This is a genomic window from Microbacterium sp. TWP3-1-2b2, assembly GCF_049896145.1.
Taxonomy (GTDB): Bacteria; Actinomycetota; Actinomycetes; order Actinomycetales; family Microbacteriaceae; genus Microbacterium.
The window spans coordinates 1,100,897-1,118,012 of sequence record NZ_JAFCTS010000001.1 but is presented as its reverse complement, the minus strand read 5'-3'; the positions used below and the strand labels follow the sequence as shown (position 1 = coordinate 1,118,012).

General features: G+C 65.3%; 19 protein-coding genes, 1 tRNA gene and 1 other RNA gene. 13 read left to right on the top strand and 8 right to left on the bottom strand.

Translation table 11 applies throughout. The features are described from left to right. The first annotated feature begins 89 nt into the window (after positions 1-89). From ACP7AR_RS05650 to ACP7AR_RS05605, 10 genes are all read left to right on the top strand, one after another. Positions 90-398, top strand: a complete 309-nt coding sequence (locus tag ACP7AR_RS05650; RefSeq protein ID WP_259061669.1) for a helix-turn-helix domain-containing protein — start codon at positions 90-92, stop codon at positions 396-398. A gap of 27 nt (positions 399-425) precedes the next feature. Then, the gene (locus ACP7AR_RS05645; protein ID WP_426183610.1) at positions 426-650 is read left to right on the top strand and encodes a DUF3046 domain-containing protein; all 225 of its coding nucleotides are present in this window, start codon (positions 426-428) and stop codon (positions 648-650) included. A 271-nt stretch (positions 651-921) separates the two neighbouring features. Next, a complete protein-coding gene (gene recA, locus ACP7AR_RS05640; RefSeq protein WP_426183608.1) occupies positions 922-1,977 on the top strand; it encodes a recombinase RecA in 1,056 nt (351 codons plus the stop codon). Beyond that, positions 1,977-2,750 (top strand): regulatory protein RecX, encoded by a 774-nt coding sequence (locus ACP7AR_RS05635; protein WP_426183606.1) that lies wholly within the window; start codon positions 1,977-1,979, stop codon positions 2,748-2,750. Before recA ends, ACP7AR_RS05635 begins: the two co-directional genes overlap by 1 nt. A 32-nt stretch (positions 2,751-2,782) precedes the next feature. Beyond that, on the top strand, positions 2,783-4,333 hold the full coding sequence (gene miaB, locus ACP7AR_RS05630; RefSeq protein WP_426183604.1) for a tRNA (N6-isopentenyl adenosine(37)-C2)-methylthiotransferase MiaB: 1,551 nt from the start codon (positions 2,783-2,785) through the stop codon (positions 4,331-4,333). Continuing rightward, positions 4,326-5,261, top strand: coding sequence for a tRNA (adenosine(37)-N6)-dimethylallyltransferase MiaA (gene miaA / locus ACP7AR_RS05625; RefSeq protein WP_426183602.1), 936 nt, complete (start codon positions 4,326-4,328; stop codon positions 5,259-5,261). The genes miaB and miaA overlap by 8 nt, the downstream gene beginning before the upstream one ends. A 32-nt stretch (positions 5,262-5,293) precedes the next feature. After that, a complete protein-coding gene (locus tag ACP7AR_RS05620) occupies positions 5,294-5,821 on the top strand; it encodes a dihydrofolate reductase family protein (RefSeq protein WP_426183600.1) in 528 nt (175 codons plus the stop codon). 26 nt (positions 5,822-5,847) lie between these two features. Next, positions 5,848-6,309 (top strand): GNAT family acetyltransferase, encoded by a 462-nt coding sequence (locus ACP7AR_RS05615; protein ID WP_426183598.1) that lies wholly within the window; start codon positions 5,848-5,850, stop codon positions 6,307-6,309. A gap of 74 nt (positions 6,310-6,383) precedes the next feature. Next, positions 6,384-7,256, top strand: a complete 873-nt coding sequence (gene dapF / locus ACP7AR_RS05610; protein WP_426183596.1) for a diaminopimelate epimerase — start codon at positions 6,384-6,386, stop codon at positions 7,254-7,256. Between the two features lie 77 nt (positions 7,257-7,333). After that, on the top strand, positions 7,334-8,716 hold the full coding sequence (locus ACP7AR_RS05605) for an LLM class flavin-dependent oxidoreductase (protein ID WP_426183594.1): 1,383 nt from the start codon (positions 7,334-7,336) through the stop codon (positions 8,714-8,716). 27 nt (positions 8,717-8,743) lie between these two features. Here the strand turns inward: ACP7AR_RS05605 and ACP7AR_RS05600 are convergent, their stop codons facing one another. After that, entirely contained in the window at positions 8,744-9,385 is a 642-nt protein-coding gene (locus ACP7AR_RS05600) for a class I SAM-dependent methyltransferase (RefSeq protein WP_426183592.1), read from the bottom strand. A 59-nt stretch (positions 9,386-9,444) separates the two neighbouring features. Here ACP7AR_RS05600 and hflX point away from each other — a divergent pair, with 59 nt between their 5' ends. Beyond that, positions 9,445-10,965: a GTPase HflX gene (gene hflX / locus ACP7AR_RS05595; RefSeq protein WP_426183590.1), complete on the top strand. Its 1,521-nt coding sequence runs from the start codon at positions 9,445-9,447 to the stop codon at positions 10,963-10,965. Between the two features lie 36 nt (positions 10,966-11,001). On the opposite strand, the gene ACP7AR_RS05590 is transcribed toward hflX, so the two are convergent. After that, positions 11,002-11,667, bottom strand: a complete 666-nt coding sequence (locus ACP7AR_RS05590) for an SIMPL domain-containing protein (RefSeq protein WP_426183588.1) — start codon at positions 11,665-11,667, stop codon at positions 11,002-11,004. 162 nt (positions 11,668-11,829) lie between these two features. Between ACP7AR_RS05590 and ssrA the strand changes: the two genes are divergently transcribed. Then, positions 11,830-12,199, top strand: a transfer-messenger RNA (tmRNA) gene (ssrA, locus tag ACP7AR_RS05585). Positions 12,200-12,297: 98 nt separating this feature from the next. Here ssrA and ACP7AR_RS05580 read toward each other — a convergent pair. Together ACP7AR_RS05580 and ACP7AR_RS05575 are read right to left on the bottom strand one after the other, a co-directional pair. Then, positions 12,298-12,882: a hypothetical protein gene (locus ACP7AR_RS05580; RefSeq protein ID WP_426183586.1), complete on the bottom strand. Its 585-nt coding sequence runs from the start codon at positions 12,880-12,882 to the stop codon at positions 12,298-12,300. 13 nt (positions 12,883-12,895) lie between these two features. Next, a complete protein-coding gene (locus ACP7AR_RS05575) occupies positions 12,896-13,705 on the bottom strand; it encodes an inositol monophosphatase family protein (protein WP_426183584.1) in 810 nt (269 codons plus the stop codon). A 103-nt stretch (positions 13,706-13,808) separates the two neighbouring features. On the opposite strand from ACP7AR_RS05575, the gene ACP7AR_RS05570 reads away from it, so the two are divergent. Continuing rightward, a tRNA-Lys gene (locus ACP7AR_RS05570) sits at positions 13,809-13,881 on the top strand. Between the two features lie 123 nt (positions 13,882-14,004). Here ACP7AR_RS05570 and ACP7AR_RS05565 read toward each other — a convergent pair. Genes ACP7AR_RS05565 through ACP7AR_RS05550 form a run of 4 tightly spaced genes read right to left on the bottom strand, consistent with a single transcriptional unit; the run spans position 14,005 to position 17,073 of the window. Beyond that, entirely contained in the window at positions 14,005-14,844 is an 840-nt protein-coding gene (locus ACP7AR_RS05565; protein ID WP_426183582.1) for an SDR family NAD(P)-dependent oxidoreductase, read from the bottom strand. A gap of 36 nt (positions 14,845-14,880) precedes the next feature. Next, positions 14,881-15,363 carry a YbaK/EbsC family protein gene (locus ACP7AR_RS05560; protein WP_426183580.1) on the bottom strand — a complete coding sequence of 161 codons (483 nt, stop codon included), beginning with the start codon at positions 15,361-15,363 and terminating at the stop codon, positions 14,881-14,883. Positions 15,364-15,400: 37 nt separating this feature from the next. Continuing rightward, a complete protein-coding gene (locus ACP7AR_RS05555) occupies positions 15,401-16,633 on the bottom strand; it encodes an MFS transporter (protein WP_426183578.1) in 1,233 nt (410 codons plus the stop codon). Next, the gene (locus tag ACP7AR_RS05550) at positions 16,630-17,073 is read right to left on the bottom strand and encodes a MarR family winged helix-turn-helix transcriptional regulator (RefSeq protein ID WP_426183576.1); all 444 of its coding nucleotides are present in this window, start codon (positions 17,071-17,073) and stop codon (positions 16,630-16,632) included. Before ACP7AR_RS05550 ends, ACP7AR_RS05555 begins: the two co-directional genes overlap by 4 nt. Positions 17,074-17,116 lie beyond the last annotated feature (43 nt).

Sequence of the window (17,116 nt, the reverse complement as noted above, 5' to 3'; positions counted from 1 at the left end):
GAAACAGTAGTTTTTTCATCAGCAAGTCGCGTTAGACTGGCGATCCGTTCGGGGGAGACTCCGATGAGGGGAATGGAGAGGAGGTTCCGATGATTCTTGTACGACAGGAAATCGGCGATGTGCTGAGGGACTTCCGTCTGCAGAAGGGGCGTACCCTCCGGCAGGTAGCGGGCAAGGCTTCTGTGGCGCTCGGATATCTCAGCGAAGTCGAGCGAGGTCAGAAGGAAGCATCGAGCGAGATCCTCGCGTCGGTTGCCGAAGCACTCGACGTGCCCATCTCCATGATCATGCGCGAGGTAGGAGATCGCATCTCCGTGCTCGAGGGCATCCAGGTCTTCCCTGATGTCGTCCCGGACGACCTTGTGGCGTCGATCGAGCCCGAGCTTTCGCTGCACTGATCCTCGACGATCAGGTAGACCTCTTCAATGCGACGTAGCGAGTTCCTTCGCGCGGTCGATCTCGAGTTCGGCGCACGTGCGTCCGCGCTGACGACGGACCTTGTCCTCGACGCGCTCGGAAACCGGACCGCAGCCGAGGCGCTGGAAGCAGGGCTCGCGCCACGCGAGATCTGGTTGGCGCTCTGCGCCGAGACCGATGTCCCGCCCGAACGACGCTACGGCGTCGGCCGGCTGGAGCCACGCAGGCGCTGACCTCACACGACGACGCTCGTTCTTCTGATCGTGTCGGCGCTGCATCCGATCGGCGTGTCGTCGAAGATGTGTTCGAAGTGCGCGTAACGTTCTGCACAAGTGGTTTCGAGGTGAAGTCATCCCCGGTTCGTGGGGCAGCCGATGCAATGTCGGAGGCCGCTCATACGGTGATGACAGGCCGAAAAGCCATACGCCTTGTCGGAGAGTTCACCCCACCCGGGGTGGCCGCGACAGCCTACAGGCGGCACCACGCGAACAATAGGAGCACGACATGCCATCAGTCGCAGACCGCGAGAAGTCCCTCGAATCGGCTCTCGCCCAGATCGATCGTCAGTTCGGAAAGGGCTCAGTCATGCGACTGGGCAGCGATGAGCGTGCACCGGTCGCCGTCATCCCCACCGGCTCCATCGCCCTTGATGTCGCTCTCGGCGTCGGCGGCCTGCCGCGTGGCCGCATCGTGGAGATCTACGGCCCGGAGTCCTCGGGTAAGACGACCCTGACACTGCACGCGATCGCGAACGCGCAGCGAGCCGGCGGCATCGCCGCGTTCGTCGACGCAGAGCACGCTCTCGACCCCGAATACGCCAAGAAGCTCGGCGTCGACATCGACGCTCTCCTGGTCTCTCAGCCCGACACTGGTGAGCAGGCTCTCGAGATCGCCGACATGCTCGTGCGCTCCGGTGCCATCGATCTCATCGTCATCGACTCGGTCGCGGCATTGGTTCCTCGCGCCGAGATCGAGGGCGAGATGGGCGATTCGCACGTGGGCCTGCAGGCGCGTCTGATGTCTCAGGCGCTTCGCAAGCTCACCGGTGGACTGAACCAGACCAACACCACCATGATCTTCATCAACCAGCTGCGCGAGAAGATCGGTGTGTTCTTCGGCTCGCCCGAGACCACCGCCGGTGGAAAGGCTCTGAAGTTCTACGCCTCGGTCCGCCTCGACATCCGCCGCATCGAGACGATGAAGGACGGCACTGAGGCGGTGGGTAACCGCACCAGGGTCAAGGTCGTCAAGAACAAGATGGCTCCTCCTTTCAAGCAGGCGGAGTTCGACATCCTTTACGGAACGGGCATCTCGCGAGAGGGCAGCCTGATCGATTTCGGCGTGGAGCACGGCCTCGTGAAGAAGTCAGGCTCCTGGTACACCTACGATGGCGATCAGCTGGGGCAGGGCAAGGAGAACGCACGCTCCTTCCTCATCAAGAACGCCGACATCGCGCTGGAGATCGAGACCAAGATCAAGCAGAAGCTCGGCATCGGCGGTGCAGTGGCCGATGCGGCTCCTGAGGCTGCAGACGAGCTCGCAGAGCGTCGTCCGGCCTGATGACTGTCGCTGACGGGGGCGAGGCACGCCTCGCCCCCGTGATTCCACTCTTCGGCGGCAAACTCACGCCTGCGTCGGCGTTGCCCGCGCCGCGCGAAGCAGCGCAGTCGGAGCGAGATCGCACTGAGCCGGCTCTCTCGACGATCGAATCCATGGATTCGGAATCAGCGGAGACGCCGCCCGGTCTCGACAAGACACCGACCCGGCTGCGAGCGGTGCGCTCTGACGATGAGAACGACGACGAACGCGAGCCCGTCCGCGACCCGGACCAGATCCGCGTGGCCGGTGAAGAATCTCTTGTCCGCAAGCTGCGGGCTCGATCTCTGTCGATCTCCGAGGCGCGACTGGTGCTACGTGGACACGACCTGGATCGCTCGCAGATCGACGATGTGATCGACGACTTCTGCCGGAGGGGTTACCTCGATGACGCGATCCTCGCGGAGCAACTGGTGATCTCGGGAATCGAGCGCAAAGGGCAGGGGCGCGTGGCGCTGTCGCGCGCTCTGGCGCAGCGCGGCATCCCCCGTGACGTCATCGAGACCGCGCTCGGCGATCTGCCGGACGACGACGCGGAACGCGCTCTGGAGTTCGCGAGGACCAAGGCACGCTCGATGACGCGTCTGGACTTCGACACAGCACTGCGCCGGCTCATGGGCCAGGTCGCACGACGCGGCTACGGCGGCTCCGTGGCGATGAACGCAGCGCGGACGGCGCTGACAGAGGCGTCATCGGGAAAGCCGACCAGCGGAGTGCGGTTCGTCGACTCGGACTGACTCGTCGCGATCGCTCGTAGAATGGTTTCACCATGACTATCCTGAGCAGCGAACCGACGATCATCCGAGCCTCGTCGGCGGCCGTCGACGTCGACGGACGTCAGCGGACTTACGAGGTGCGCACCTTCGGGTGTCAGATGAATGTGCACGACTCCGAACGTCTGTCCGGGTCGCTGGAGAGTGCCGGGTATGTGCGCGCCGAACCCGCCGCAGAGGCGGACGTCGTCATCATCAACACCTGCGCAGTTCGTGACAATGCTGCAGGCAAGCTCTACGGCACTCTCGGGCACCTCGCGTCCGTCAAGCGTCGAAAAGACGGCATGCAGATCGCGGTAGGCGGGTGCCTCGCCCAGATGGACAAGGACGCAGTGCTCGACAAGGCACCCTGGGTCGACGTGGTCTTCGGCACTCACAACATGGGTTCGCTGCCAGGGCTTCTCGAACGCGCACGCCACAACGGTGACGCCGAGCTCGAGATCCTCGAATCCCTCGAGGTGTTTCCCTCGACGCTGCCGACCAAGCGCGATTCCGCTCACAGCGGCTGGGTGTCGATCTCGGTCGGTTGCAACAACACCTGCACGTTCTGCATCGTGCCGAGCCTGCGCGGTAAAGAGAAGGATCGCCGCCCGGGTGACATCCTGAACGAGATCCGGTTGCTCGTGGAAGACGGGGCGATCGAGGTCACTCTGCTCGGCCAGAACGTGAACTCCTATGGCGTCGAGTTCGGCGATCGTCAAGCCTTCAGCAAGTTGCTGCGCGCCGCGGGTGAGATCAAGGGGCTCGAACGCATCCGCTTCACCAGCCCTCACCCGGCCGCATTCACCGACGACGTCATCGACGCCATGGCGGACACGCCGTCCGTCATGCCTCAGCTGCACATGCCGCTCCAATCGGGCAGCGATCGCGTGCTCAAGGCGATGCGTCGCTCCTATCGGAGCTCGAAGTTCCTCGGCATCCTCGATCGAGTTCGTGAGCGCATGCCGTATGCGGCGATCTCGACCGACATCATCGTCGGCTTCCCCGGCGAGACCGACGAAGACTTCGAAGACACTATGCGCGTCGTCGAGCAGGCGCGCTTCGCGAACGCCTTCACCTTCCAGTACTCGATCCGTGAGGGCACCCCTGCCGCAACCATGGCAGATCAGGTCCCCAAGGACGTGGTGCAGGAGCGGTACAACCGGCTGCTCGCTCTTCAAGAACGCATCTCGCTCGAGGAGAACCAGAAGCAGGTCGGCCGTGAGGTCGAGGTGCTCGTCTCTGTGGGCGAGGGCAAGAAAGATGCCGAGACGCACCGTCTCACCGGCCGTGCAGAAGACAACCGCCTCGTGCACTTCGAAGTCACAGAGGGATCGGACATCCCTCGTCCCGGCGACGTCGTGACAGTGAAGATCACGCACGGCGCCCCGTTCCACCTCCTCGCCGATGACCCGACCGGCTCGCCGTTGCGCATCCGCCGCACGCGCGGCGGCCACGCCTGGGATCGCGCTCAGGCGGATTCGTGCGGCGTTCCGACGCCGGGCGCGGGCGACGGCGCGCCGCGCGCCGTGTCGCTCGGGCTTCCCACGCTACGCGTCGGTGTCTGAATCGCAGCCGGTTCCTGAGTCGGCTGAAGGGCCCCGCCTCTGGGTCATCGTCGGCGCGACGGGAACAGGCAAGAGCGATCTCGCGCTCGAGGTCGCCGACAACCTCAGGCGCGCAGGCAATCCGGCGGAGATCGTCAACGCCGACGCCATGCAGCTGTACCGCGGCATGGATATCGGCACTGCCAAACTGCCCACAGGGGACCGGCGAGGTATCCCACATCATCTGTTCGACGTGCGAGACGTCACGGAGGAGGCCGCGGTGGCCTGGTATCAGCCGCTTGCGCGCGCCGCTGTCGACGACATCCACTCGCGCGGTGGCGACGCGATCCTCGTGGGCGGATCCGGCCTCTACATCTCGAGCGTCATCTTCGATTTCCGCTTTCCGCCGCGGGACGCGGAGGTGCGGGAGCGCCTTGAACGCGAGCTGGAGACGCACGGTGCCGCTGCATTGTTCGCACGTCTCTCGGAGGCGGACGCCGCAACCGCTGCGCGAATCGATCCGAAGAACGGGCGCCGTGTCGTCCGCGCACTGGAGGTGCTCGAACAGGGCGAGAAGACGCACGGTGCCGCTTTGCCGGACGCTCCTGAACTCTGGCATCCACTCACGCGCATCCTCGGCGTGCACGTCGACAGATCGGACCTCGTGGAGCGACTCGACAGACGCGTCGTGTCGATGTGGGCGAACGGGATGCTGGATGAAGTGCAGCAACTGCGTCAGCACGGGTTGGAGCAGGGCGTCACGGCACGTCGCGCGATCGGCTACGCACAAGCGCTCGCGCAGTTGAATGGCGAGATGACGGAAGCGGAGGCGATCGCCGCGACGCAGTCGCTCACTCGCCGCTATGCCCGTCGCCAGGTGTCGTGGTTCAAACGCTACCCGGGCCTCACCTGGGTCACGCCAGGAATCGTTCCCGCTGAACTGACCTGACGGATGTCGGTGGCCGCCGCCATCATGGAATCATGAGCACGCATTTCTTCACCGCATCCAGTCTCGACGGGTTCATCGCGACGCAGGAGCACTCACTCGACTGGTTGTTGAAACAGGATGTCGATGCTGAGGGGCCGATGGCGTATCAGCAGTTCGAGAAGACGATCGGAGCCCTGGCGATGGGCGCCTCGACCTATGAATGGGTTCTCGAACACGAGGAAGGGCGCTGGGGATACGCCCAGCCGACATGGGTGTTCACTCACCGGGATCTGCTGATTCCCGCCGCCGCAGATGTGACGTTGACTCACGCGCCTATCGCTGAGGTGCATGCGGCGATGGCCGCGGCCGCGGGCGGCAAAGACCTGTGGGTGGTCGGCGGCGGTGATCTTGCGGGCCAGTTCGCAGATGCCGGGCTTCTCGACGAGGTCTGGGTGCAGTTCGCGCCCGTCACGCTCGGTTCCGGGGCGCCGTTGCTGCCGCGAACCCTCGACCTCGAACTGCTCGAGGTGGCACGCAATCGCGATTTCATGTGCGGCCGGTATCGCGTGGTACGTGCCTGAACGGCCGCTTCGGTAGCCTCGGTCAAGTGAGTGAGAGCAACCCGCCCTGGTCGATTCGCGCATTCGAACGGCGCGACACGGACGCTGTCGTCGAATTGTGGCACGCCGCCGGACTGACGCGCCCGTGGAACGATCCCCATCAGGACATCGAGCGCAAGTTGAAGGTGCAGCCGGAGCTGTTCATCGTCGCCGAGATTCCGGGCGCGCACGACGGTCTGCCTCGTATCGTCGGCACGGTGATGGCCGGCTACGACGGCCACAGAGGATGGCTCTACTACCTGGCGTCGACGCCGGAGCTCCGCGGTTCGGGGATCGGCCGGGGCCTGGTCGCTGAAGCAGAGCGCCTGCTTCTCGAGATGGGCTGCCCGAAGGTTCAGCTCATGGTGCGGCGCGGCAACGAATCGGTGCTCGAGTTCTACGATCAGCTCGGCTACGAGCGCTTCGAGGTGTCGAACACGGGCAAGCGACTCGTCGCCGACGAGGCCTAGCGTCCGCGTCTTATGCCGCGAGGATCGCCCTGAACGAGAACTGTCCGGTCTCGGATTCTCTCTAGACTGGTCGCATGGTCGCATTCACCAAGGGGCATGGCACCGGCAACGATTTCGTCATCATCGCCGATGCTGACGGCGAGCTGGATCTCAGCGCCGAGCAGGTCGCAGTACTGTGCGACCGGCATTTCGGCATCGGGGCAGATGGAACCCTTCGCGTGGTGCGCTCCGCGGCCATCCCTGAGGGAGCGGCATCGCTCGCCGAGGAACCTGCTGCCGAATGGTTCATGGACTATCGCAACGCCGACGGATCGATCGCCGAGATGTGCGGCAACGGCATCCGCGTCTTCGCTCACTATCTGGTCGGTGCCGGCCTCGCGGTCATCGAACCGGGCACGACGCTTCCGATCGGCACTCGCGCGGGAGTGCGGGACGTGACCCGCAGCGCCACGGGCTACCAGGTCGATCTCGGACGCTGGCGCCTTTCCGGAGACGACCCCCTGGCGAAGGCTCGCGGGCTCGATGTCGCTCGCCCCGGACTCGGCATCGATGTGGGAAACCCCCACGTCGTGGTCGCACTTGCATCGGATGAAGAGCTCGCCGGGCTCGAACTCGAGTACATCCCCGAGTTGGATCCGGAGCTGCCTGACGGCGCGAATGTGGAGTTCGTCGTGCCGGGCGAACCGCTGGTGCGCGACGGTATCGGACACGTCAGGATGCGCGTGTTCGAGCGAGGTGTCGGCGAGACTCTGAGCTGCGGTACGGGAGTCGCTGCCGCTGCTCTCGCCGTGCGCTACTGGGCGGGAGATCGTGCACCGGACAACTGGAGCGTCGAGGTGCCTGGCGGCACTCTGGGCGTGCGGATGTTCCCGGCAGAGGACGGGGAGCACGTTGCGCTCTCGGGGCCGGCGCACCTCGTCTACAGCGGAACGATCGACCTCGTCTGATTCGTGACGGCGACCAATGAGTCGTCGGATGACAGCGGAGGAGCGCTCGACGCACGCCATGGCTGACGATGGTGCGTATGAGCAAGCAGATCCGCTTCAATGCGTTCGACATGAACTGCGTGGCCCACCAGTCGTCCGGAATGTGGCGCCATCCGCTCGATCAGTCTTCGCGATACAAGGAGATCGGCTACTGGACCGACCTGGCGAGGCTTCTCGAGCGTGGACACTTCGACGGCCTGTTCATCGCCGATGTCCTCGGGACCTACGACGTCTATGGCGGCTCCAACGAAGCCGCCATCCGTCACGGGGCGCAGGTGCCGGTCAACGACCCCGTTCTGCTCGTCAGCGCGATGGCCGCGGTGACACAGCACCTCGGCTTCGGAGTGACAGCCGGGACGGCCTATGAGCATCCGTATCCGTTCGCGCGACGAATGTCGACACTCGACCACCTCACGGACGGGCGCGTGGGCTGGAACGTCGTCACCGGCTATCTGCCCTCCGCGGCCCGCAACATGGGGCACGATGATCAACTCGAGCACGATCAGCGTTACGACGTCGCCGACGAGTACCTCGAAGTCACCTACAAACTGTGGGAGGGCTCGTGGGAAGACGATGCCGTCATCCGAGACCGCGAGAGCGGCGTCTTCACAGATCCGTCCAAGGTGCATGAGATCGATCACCGGGGCGAGCATTTCACTGTGCCAGGCATCCACATCTCCGAGCCTTCGCCACAGCGCACCCCTGTCATCTATCAGGCGGGCGCGTCGCCGCGCGGCATCGACTTCGCCGCGGGCAACGCCGAAGCGATCTTCGTCGCCGCCCCCACCAAGACGGTGCTCAAAGGAGTCGTCGCGCGCATCCGCGATGCCCTCGAGAAGGCGGGGCGAGACCGTCACTCCGCGAAGATCTACACGCTGCTGACGATCATCACCGATGAGACCAGCGAGAAGGCGCATGCGAAGCACGAGGACTATCTCCGATACGCCAGCGACGAGGGTGCGCTCGTGTTCATGTCGGGATGGATGGGAATCGACCTGTCGCAGTACGACCTGGACGAGCCGATCGGCAATGTCAAGAGCAACGCGATCCAGTCGACGGTGGCGAATTTCCAGCAAGCGGATGACGACGGCAAAGAGTGGAAGGTGCGCGACATCGCCCGCCTAGGCAACATCGGCGGCCTGGGACCGCGCGTTGTCGGCTCGCCTCCCGAGGTCGCTGACCTTCTCCAGGAATGGGCGGAAGAGACCGATGTCGACGGGTTCAACCTCGCGTACGCCATCACGCCCGGGACATTCGAGGACATCGTCGAGTTCATCGTGCCCGAGCTGCAGCGCCGTGGCGTCTATCAGAGCGAGTACACGCCCGGGACTCTGCGTCACAAGCTGCACGGCCGAGGCGACAGGCTCCCGGACGAGCACCACGGCGCACGCTACAGCCTGCGCACCACTGTGAAGGCCTGATACTTCCGGCAGGTGTCCCGTTCGTGTTCAGGCGAGGGTGATCGGCTCAGTCGGGGGAGTACCGTGCCTTCGCACCTTGAGGATCCGATAGCCCTTGCCGGTCGCGGTACGAAAGACGCTGTAGCCGGGATGGAAGGCGGCTCCGAGCCAGCGCTGGAGTGAATCGGCGCCGAGATTGCGCTGCACGACGAGCCAGGCGTCGCTGCGCTCATCCAGTCGGGGGATCCAGCGCTCAAGCATGTCGTGCAGCACGTTCTTGCCCACTCTGATCGGCGGGTTGGAGCGGATGGTGCGGAAGACGACGTCGTCGGGAACATCATCGGGCAGCACAGCGTTGATATTGGTGATGCCGAGAGCTTCGGCATTTCGACGGACGAGGTCAAGCGCACGCTCATTCACATCGACCGCCCACACGGTGGCATGCGGGGAGGCGAGCGCCATCGTGATGCTGATGGGTCCCCAGCCGCTTCCGAGGTCGAGAAAGTGTCCGCTCGGCGGGAGCGGAGGCATGCTGGCGAAAAGAACTGCGGTACCGGCATCCACGCGGTCGGGGCTGAAGACGCCACCAGCGGTGGTCACTTCGAGTTCGCGACCTGCGAGCGTGACACGAATGGTTCGCAGGTTCTCCGCACTTGCCGGGGCCGCAGTGAAGTAATGATCAGACCCCATAGGGCGAGCGTACCGGAGAGCCGGGTTAAGGTTAAGGCGTCGAACACAGAAGGCAGAGGATGACGAAAGCCACAGACGAGACACGCACCGACGAGACACGCACCGACGAAACGCTGGATCGCGTGCTTGCGAGCGCAGAGACGCGCACCAGGGCACGAGTCTTCGGTGCAGCGCAGGCGCTGCAGGATTCCGCCACCGCCGCGTATTCCGATCGCGACGGTGATCAGTGGGATCTCGAGGATCGCCACGCGCTGCGTCGCGTCGTCGGACTGTCGACAGAGCTCGAAGACGTCACAGAGGTCGAATACCGACAGCTGCGGCTCGAGAACGTCGTTCTCGTCGGCGTGTACCCGCAGGGTGCGCAGACCGATGCGGAGAACTCGCTCCGTGAACTCGCAGCCCTTGCCGAGACCGCGGGCGCTGTCGTGCTCGACGGTGTGATGCAACGTCGCCCGAACCCCGACCCGGCAACGTACATCGGCCGCGGGAAGGCGCAGGAGCTCAAAGACCTCGTCGCCGCGACCGGCGCTGACACCGTGATCGCCGACACCGAGCTCGCGCCAAGTCAGAGGCGTGCGCTGGAGGACGTCGTCAAGGTGAAGGTCATCGACCGCACCACGGTGATCCTCGACATCTTCAGCCAGCATGCGAAGAGCCGTGAGGGCAAGGCTCAGGTCGAGCTGGCGCAGCTCGAGTACCTGCTGCCTCGTCTGCGCGGCTGGGGAGACTCGATGAGCCGGCAGGCCGGTGGACAGGTCGGTGCAGGCGGGGCGGGCATGGGCTCGCGCGGTCCCGGTGAGACGAAGATCGAGTTGGATCGCCGTCGCATCCGCACCAAGATGGCGCTGCTGCGCCGGCAGATCCGTGACTTCGGGCCGGCCCGCGAGGCGAAGCGTGCCGAGCGCAAGCGCAACACGATTCCGTCCGTCGCGATCACCGGGTACACGAACGCCGGAAAATCGAGCCTGCTCAACGCCCTGACCAGCGCAGGTGTGCTGGTCGAGAACGCGCTGTTCGCGACTCTGGATGCCACAGTGCGACGCACCGAGACCGCCGATGGCCGTGTCTACACGTTCACCGACACCGTCGGCTTCGTTCGCAACCTGCCGCATCAGCTCGTCGAGGCGTTCCGATCCACACTCGAAGAGGTCGGTCAATCCGACATCGTGCTGCACGTCGTCGACGGATCGCACCCTGATCCGGCAGGCCAGCTGCAGACGGTCCGCGACGTGATGGGCGACGTAGGAGCGCGTGACCTCCCCGAGATCGTCGTGTTCAACAAGGCCGACCTCATCACGGACGACGACAGGCTCGTGCTGCAGGGCCTCGAGCCGCGGGCGCACTTCGTGTCGTCACGGTCCGGTGAGGGCATCGAGGAGCTCCGGGTCGCGATCGACGAGGCGTTGCCGAAACCGGCGGTCGAGGTGCACGCACTGGTGCCCTATGACCGCGGGGACCTCGTCGCTGCCATCCATGAGACAGGGATGCTTCTCTCGGCGGAGCATGGCGAGACGGGCACCGATGTCCGTGCGCACGTTTCGGAGCGTCTGGCCGCGGAACTGGCCCCGTTCGCCGTCTGATCCCACCTCCCGTCGTGCGGTGGGTGGCCGATCGATTCAACGTGCGTTGAAGCGCGCCTCAACCGTCGCTGACACGATGATCTCGTCCGGCTCATACTGCATCGCCGGCGCGGAGTCTGCCGCCGCGAATGCGACGCCCCGCGCCTTCAGCATCTGCGGAGCGCCCGGCGACTGCCCAGGGGAGATGAGGCCGACGTCGGCGATCTCGAGAGGCGTGACCGAGTCGAGCCCCAGCGCGGCGGCGTAGGCCTCGGCGCGCGCGACAGCGACGCGGACGGCCGAGGAGGCGACATCGCGTTCCACCCGCGCGCGCGTCTGCGCCGTGAGGTGCCAATCCACCCAGCCCACCTCGACACCATCCCACGCGGAGATGTCCGACACCCAGATCGACAGCTCGGATGGGTCGGTGAAGGTCGCGGTGAAGTCGACGTTCGCGTGGAAGACCAGCGCCAGACGCTTGCCCTCATTGTTCCAAGGACGATCGGCGCTCACAGCGAGGCGCGTGCTCGACCAGTCGGCCACCGTGCCGGCATCCTTGCGCTGAGCGATGCCGGCTCTGACCGGCTCTGAAAGGCGCATGAGCTGGTCGACGACCGACGTGCGCTCGGGCCCCTCAGCGCGGACGGTGACGCGGATCGTCGCACGTTCAGGGGCGATGCGCGCTTCGTTCTCGCCGCGGACTGTGATGGTGACATCGCTCATGGGAGTGACTCTACGCCAGCCCCGTCTTGACAGGACCGGTACCGGACCGGCGCCGGAATAGCGTGCGGTGCGGATCCGTTGTATCCTTTGATGCTCGGGTGTTTCGGTACCCGAGGTGATAAATCCACAGAGTGACAGTGGTTCCTTCGAAAGAAGACACACGGGGCTGATCGGTTTCGACAGTGCTTGTGAATTCACGTGAAGCGGGCCGAGGATGCAGGGTTATCTCGTGAACGCTCCCTGCAAAACAATAGTTGCCGAAACAAAGCGCAACGACTTCGCCCTCGCTGCATAAGCGAGCCCGATAGTCCGTCAGGCCGTATGTGATTCCGATACGGATCCTGGCGTCATCTAGGAATCTTGCTGTGTGATGGCGTCTGGACTTCACACGGGACTCTTCCCAGGCTGGGCTCGTCGACTTAGGTGTCTGTGACAAAGGTCGGAGCCGAGTAGAACGTCTGCACAGACTGCGCCCGGAGAAGCCGTGGATACTCAGCGTTGGACGGGGGTTCGATTCCCCCCAGCTCCACAAAGCCACTGTCACTGGAGAGGCCCTGCGGTCCTTGGTCGGATCGCAGGGCTTCTCTGTTTCGCGTGGGCTCATCGGCTCCGAGGTGGCGTCGAGACGGTTCAGTCGAACTCGACGAGCACGAGTCCCCGCTTGGTGTCGGCGACCTTCACCCAGCCGTCGCCGAACTCATAGGTCATGCCGAAGCCCTCGTCATCGACGGCGATCGCGAACTCGGGGTTCTCCGTGATGTACACGTGCCCATCGGAGTCCGCCCGCTGCCAGCCCTCAGCGAAGAGCTTCTGCTGCGCGGCAGTCGAGGAGGGCTGATCGATCCGCGCCCAGCCGAAGACCTGCACGTGATCCGATGCGACCGTGAAGTCTCCCCAGACGCACTGGATGCCGCCCTCGACCACATCGGCGCCGAGACGGAACTCCTTCTCCTGGAACGTCCAGCCTTGCTCGCTCAGGGCCGTGATCGTGCTCGGCTCGATAATCGTCTCGCACGTGGGCGCGGCGCCGGCGGTCTCTTCCGGTTCGGGCGTCGTGGTCGGGGTCGGGGTCGAGGTCGGCTCAGGCGACGGCGCAGCGGTGTCTGCGGGCTTCGGCGGTGGCGTCGGTTCCGCCTCAGCGGCGGTTGCGCAGGCGGACAGCGTCAGTACGATCGTCGCGGCGGCGAGCACGGCGAGGGAGGTGCGGCGGATCATCTCTGCTTTCGGGTCAGGGATTGGAGGTCGCTCGGGTGAGTTCGAGGAATGCGTCGTGCAGCAGACCGTTGCTTGCGAGCGTCGAGCGGGCGGCGATCGTCTCGATGCCGTCGAATGACGTGAACGTGCCGCCTGCCTCGCGCACTATCGGAACGGCGGCGGCGATGTCGTACTCCTTGACATCGAACTCGGCGACCATCTCGAGGCGACCCTCTGCGAGCAGCATGTACGAGTACACGTCGCCGTATGCGCGGTCCCGCCAGACACGTTCTGCAACGCGGAGCAGCGCAGGAAGATGCCCGGCATCCGCCCACTGCGTGACGCTCTGGAAGCTCACCGCCGCGTCGTCCAACGACGACACAGCCGATGTCTCAACGCGTCGAGGGCCGGCATCCGAAGCCGTCCACGCACCCGCGCCGGTGGATGCCCACCAGCGACGGCCCAGCGCCGGCATGCTGACCACGCCGACGTGCGGAACGCCGTCGATGGCGAGCGAGATCATCGTGCCCCAGAGGGGAACGCCGCGCATGAAATTCGCGGTGCCGTCGATGGGGTCGATGATCCATTGACGGTGGGCACCGCCTTCGGTGCCGAACTCTTCGCCGAGGATGCCGTCATCGGGTCGCTCTTGCGCGAGAAGTGCGCGGATGGCCCGTTCCGTCGCGAGGTCTGCGTCCGTCACGTGCGTGCGATCGGCCTTGGTCGAGATCCTCAGATCACTCGCATCGAAGCGGGGGAGGGACTGTGCGTCGGCGGCGTCAGCCAGCCGAAGGGCGAGCGCGAGATCGCTCGCGAAATCGGTGGCTGCGGGGGAATCGGTCACCTTCTCAGGATAGTCGTGACCGCGCGCGGGTCACTGCCGTCTCGATTTCGCATGGGGCTTCACAACTGGTAATGTAATTCCTCGGCCGGGGAAACCGGGCCACGCACCTCTAGCTCAATCGGCAGAGCAATTGACTCTTAATCAATGGGTTCAGGGTTCAAGTCCCTGGGGGTGCACGGATCAGCCTCGTAGACTCTCGCCAGTCTTCGAGGCTTTTCTGCTTTTGATGCCACGAACGCCCGGAAGTTGCGCCGTCAGCAGGCGCTCGCTACTTCTCTGCGGTCGGGTCGTCCACTCGTTCAGCTCACCAGCCCGGTCATCGCGGCACTTCTCTCCCAGAGTTCATGAGCCAGGTCGTCCCTGGTGCCCTGGGGGTTGACCCTTGCGGCTATGGAGTGCTTCTCGTAGTACAGCCCGGACACCCACGCCTGGCCAGGGGTGGTTTCCGCCAGCCATACGAGCTGGTCGGCACCGGTTTCGGCAGTGCCGAGGAACCGGCGCGCGAATGCGTTGTTGTACAGGAATCGCATCGCCCGGTTGCTGGTGTCGGCGGCGAACCCCGATGCGATGAGTCCGGGGTGGAACGCCGCCGCGCTCACTCCCTTCGGATTGAGACGGGTGTGCAGTTCGCGGGTGAACAGGATGTTCCCGAGCTTCGCCATGCCATACGCCGTAATGGGCGCGTACTGTCGCCGACTGTCCAGGTCGTCCATATCGATCTTCCCGAACAGTCGGGCGGCGACACTCGCTGTCTGAATCACCGTGGCACGACTGGCGATCAGCGTGTCGCGCAGGAGGTTCGTGAGCAGGAACGGCGCGAGATGGTTCACCTGGAACGTCTGCTCGAACCCATCGACGGTGTCCGCTCTCGCGCCGAAGACGCCGCCGGCGTTGTTCGCGAGAACATCGATCCTGGGATGCTTCGCCGAAAGTGATGCGGCGAGTTGCCTCACCTCATCCAGTCGGGAGAAGTCCGCCACGAAGTGATCGGACTTCAGCTCCGACGCGATGGCACGCGTCTTCTCCGGCGACCGTCCGACGAGGACGACCTCATGCCCTGCGGCATGCAATCGTCGCGCAGCCGCCGCGCCGATCCCGTCGCTGGCGCCGGTGATGACCACGGTCTTCGTGTCGCGCAACTCGTCTCCCTCAGCTCGTGTTCGATTCGTGCGCAGTCAGTTCGTGACCGGGATGACCTCTCCGCCGGTGAGGGCGCGCAGCGCCTCGAACGTGAGCGGCATCACCGTATGTGGGTGTCCCGCCGCAGCCCAGATCTCACCGTGTCCTGCCAGAGCCTCGTCGATGAAGGTCCGCAGCGGCGCGGGATGGCCGACCGGGGCCACGCCGCCGATCGCCTGGCCAGTGGCCTCCCGCACGAGCGATGCCGGCGCCATGGCGACCGCTTCGGCACCGATCCTCTCGCGCAGCACTTCGAAGTCGACGCGGTGCCCGCCACTTGTCATCACAAGAACGGGAGCGCCGTCTGCGACGAGCACCAGGCTGTTGGCGATCGCCGCGACATCGCAGCCGATCGCGTCGGCGGCAGCTGCGGCGGTGCGCGCGGAGTCCGGAAGCACACGAATCGCCGCATTCACCCCCGCGGCCTCAAGATGCTGCGCGACGATGGTGCTGCGCGCGGGAAGGGACGTCTCAGTCATAGGCCAACGCTACCGAATCGGCCGCGGCGGACACCGGTCAGCCGGCGTCACCCACGGTGATCGCCTCGGCATCCTCGGTCTCGGCATCCGCCGATTCGTCGTCGATGTGCGCGAGAGTCCTGCGTCCGAGGAAGATGGTCAGTGTCGCCACCAGCACGGATGCCGCGGCGAAGAGGTACGGCACGGTCGAGTTGAAGGCATGCCACAGCAGCGCGGCGACAGGCGGGGCGATCGCACCGCCGATGAAGCGCACGGCCGAATACGCTGATGAGGAGACTGCGCGCGGCAGATCGGTCGCCTCCATCACGGCTTCGGTGAGCACGGTGTTCATCACACCGAGCAGAAGTCCGCCGACGATGATGCAGACGACGAGCGCCGGGGCGATCTCGGCGACGAGGCCTGCGACGATCAGGTCCGCCGCGAGCAACGGCAGCACGGTCATGATGACCGTCGTCCGGCGCATCCTGCGCATCATCCAGGGGGCGACCCAGACGCTGGTGATCGCCAGCGCCACACCCCAACCGAAGAACGTGAAGCCGATGCCCATTGCGCCGAATCCGAGCGGGAACGGCGAGAAGGCGAGCAGCACGAAGAATCCGATGTTGTAGAACAGCGCCGTGATCGCCAGGACGGCCAGAGCCGGGCGCCGCAGGGCTTTGAACGGCGCGGAGAGCGGCACCGGCACGCGCTCGTCCTTCGAACCTCGCAGCAGCGCGAGGATCGCGATGAAGGCGATGGCCATGAGCGTGACGACCCCGAAGAACGGGCCGCGCCAGCTCACCTCGCCCAGAAGTCCTCCGAGCAGGGGGCCGATCGCGATTCCGAGGCCGAGGGCGGCCTCGTACAGCACGATCGCCGCACCGCTGCCCCCGGAGGCGGACCCGACGATGGTCGCGAGTGCCGTCGAGATGAAAAGCGCGTTGCCCAGGCCCCACCCGGCGCGGAACCCGATGATCGCATCCACGCTGCCGCTCAATGCGCACGCCAGTGCGAAGGCGACGATGAGGGCGAGCCCGATCATCAGCGTCGCCTTCGCGCCGATTCGGCTCGAGATCCAGCTCGTGAACAGCATCGCGATCCCGGTGACGAGCAGATAGCTCGTGAACAGGAGTTCCGTCTGCGTCGGGCTCGCTTCGAGCGAATCGGCGATCGCGGGGAGGATCGGGTCGACGAGACCGATGCCCATGAAGGCGACGACACTGGCGAACGCCACCGCCCAGACCTGCGCGGGCTGCTTCCAGATGGATGTGGCGGGGGCTGCGCTGTTCACTCGGTTGCTCCCGCCGTCGGCGCGGACTCGTCGCTGTGGGCGGCGAGGATCTCGGCAGCCCTGGTGAGGGTCGCCCAATCGACGACGTCCAGATCCTCGAAGAGCGGGGCGAGCGTGGCTCGGAACTCCTCTCGCCAACTGCGCAGGGCAGCGACCCCGGCATCCGTGATGTGCACGACTGTCGCTCGGGAATCCGCACGGTCGGCCGTACGGGTGACGAGCTCGGCGCGCTCGAGGTCGCCGAGGAGACGGGTCATGCCTGGCTGCGTCGTGCGCGCGGCAGCCGCGAGTGTTCCGACGCGCCGCCCGTTGTCACGTTCCAGGATGCTGAGCACCCGCCACTGGGCGGAGGGGGCGTCATTGTGCGCGTGCTGCGCCGCGATGCGAGCGAGCGCGTGCGCGGAGATGACGATGGAGGGGATGATCTCGTCTCTTTGCATACCAGAAAGTATATACCTGTTGGTATATAACGGCTGAGGCTGC

Excerpts from the sequence above, each read along its gene's own strand:
- dapF (WP_426183596.1), top strand. The coding sequence starts at position 6,384 with ATGGTCGCATTCACCAAGGGGCATGGCACCGGCAACGATTTCGTCATC.
- ACP7AR_RS05600 (WP_426183592.1), bottom strand. The coding sequence starts at position 9,385 with ATGGGGTCTGATCATTACTTCACTGCGGCCCCGGCAAGTGCGGAGAAC.
- ACP7AR_RS05635 (WP_426183606.1), top strand. The coding sequence starts at position 1,977 with ATGACTGTCGCTGACGGGGGCGAGGCACGCCTCGCCCCCGTGATTCCA.
- miaB (WP_426183604.1), top strand. The coding sequence starts at position 2,783 with ATGACTATCCTGAGCAGCGAACCGACGATCATCCGAGCCTCGTCGGCG.
- ACP7AR_RS05605 (WP_426183594.1), top strand. The coding sequence starts at position 7,334 with ATGAGCAAGCAGATCCGCTTCAATGCGTTCGACATGAACTGCGTGGCC.
- ACP7AR_RS05560 (WP_426183580.1), bottom strand. The coding sequence starts at position 15,363 with ATGACTGAGACGTCCCTTCCCGCGCGCAGCACCATCGTCGCGCAGCAT.
- ACP7AR_RS05550 (WP_426183576.1), bottom strand. The coding sequence starts at position 17,073 with ATGCAAAGAGACGAGATCATCCCCTCCATCGTCATCTCCGCGCACGCG.
- ACP7AR_RS05645 (WP_426183610.1), top strand. The coding sequence starts at position 426 with ATGCGACGTAGCGAGTTCCTTCGCGCGGTCGATCTCGAGTTCGGCGCA.
- ACP7AR_RS05590 (WP_426183588.1), bottom strand. The coding sequence starts at position 11,667 with ATGAGCGATGTCACCATCACAGTCCGCGGCGAGAACGAAGCGCGCATC.
- ACP7AR_RS05650 (WP_259061669.1), top strand. The coding sequence starts at position 90 with ATGATTCTTGTACGACAGGAAATCGGCGATGTGCTGAGGGACTTCCGT.
- ACP7AR_RS05620 (WP_426183600.1), top strand. The coding sequence starts at position 5,294 with ATGAGCACGCATTTCTTCACCGCATCCAGTCTCGACGGGTTCATCGCG.
- ACP7AR_RS05580 (WP_426183586.1), bottom strand. The coding sequence starts at position 12,882 with ATGATCCGCCGCACCTCCCTCGCCGTGCTCGCCGCCGCGACGATCGTA.
- recA (WP_426183608.1), top strand. The coding sequence starts at position 922 with ATGCCATCAGTCGCAGACCGCGAGAAGTCCCTCGAATCGGCTCTCGCC.
- hflX (WP_426183590.1), top strand. The coding sequence starts at position 9,445 with ATGACGAAAGCCACAGACGAGACACGCACCGACGAGACACGCACCGAC.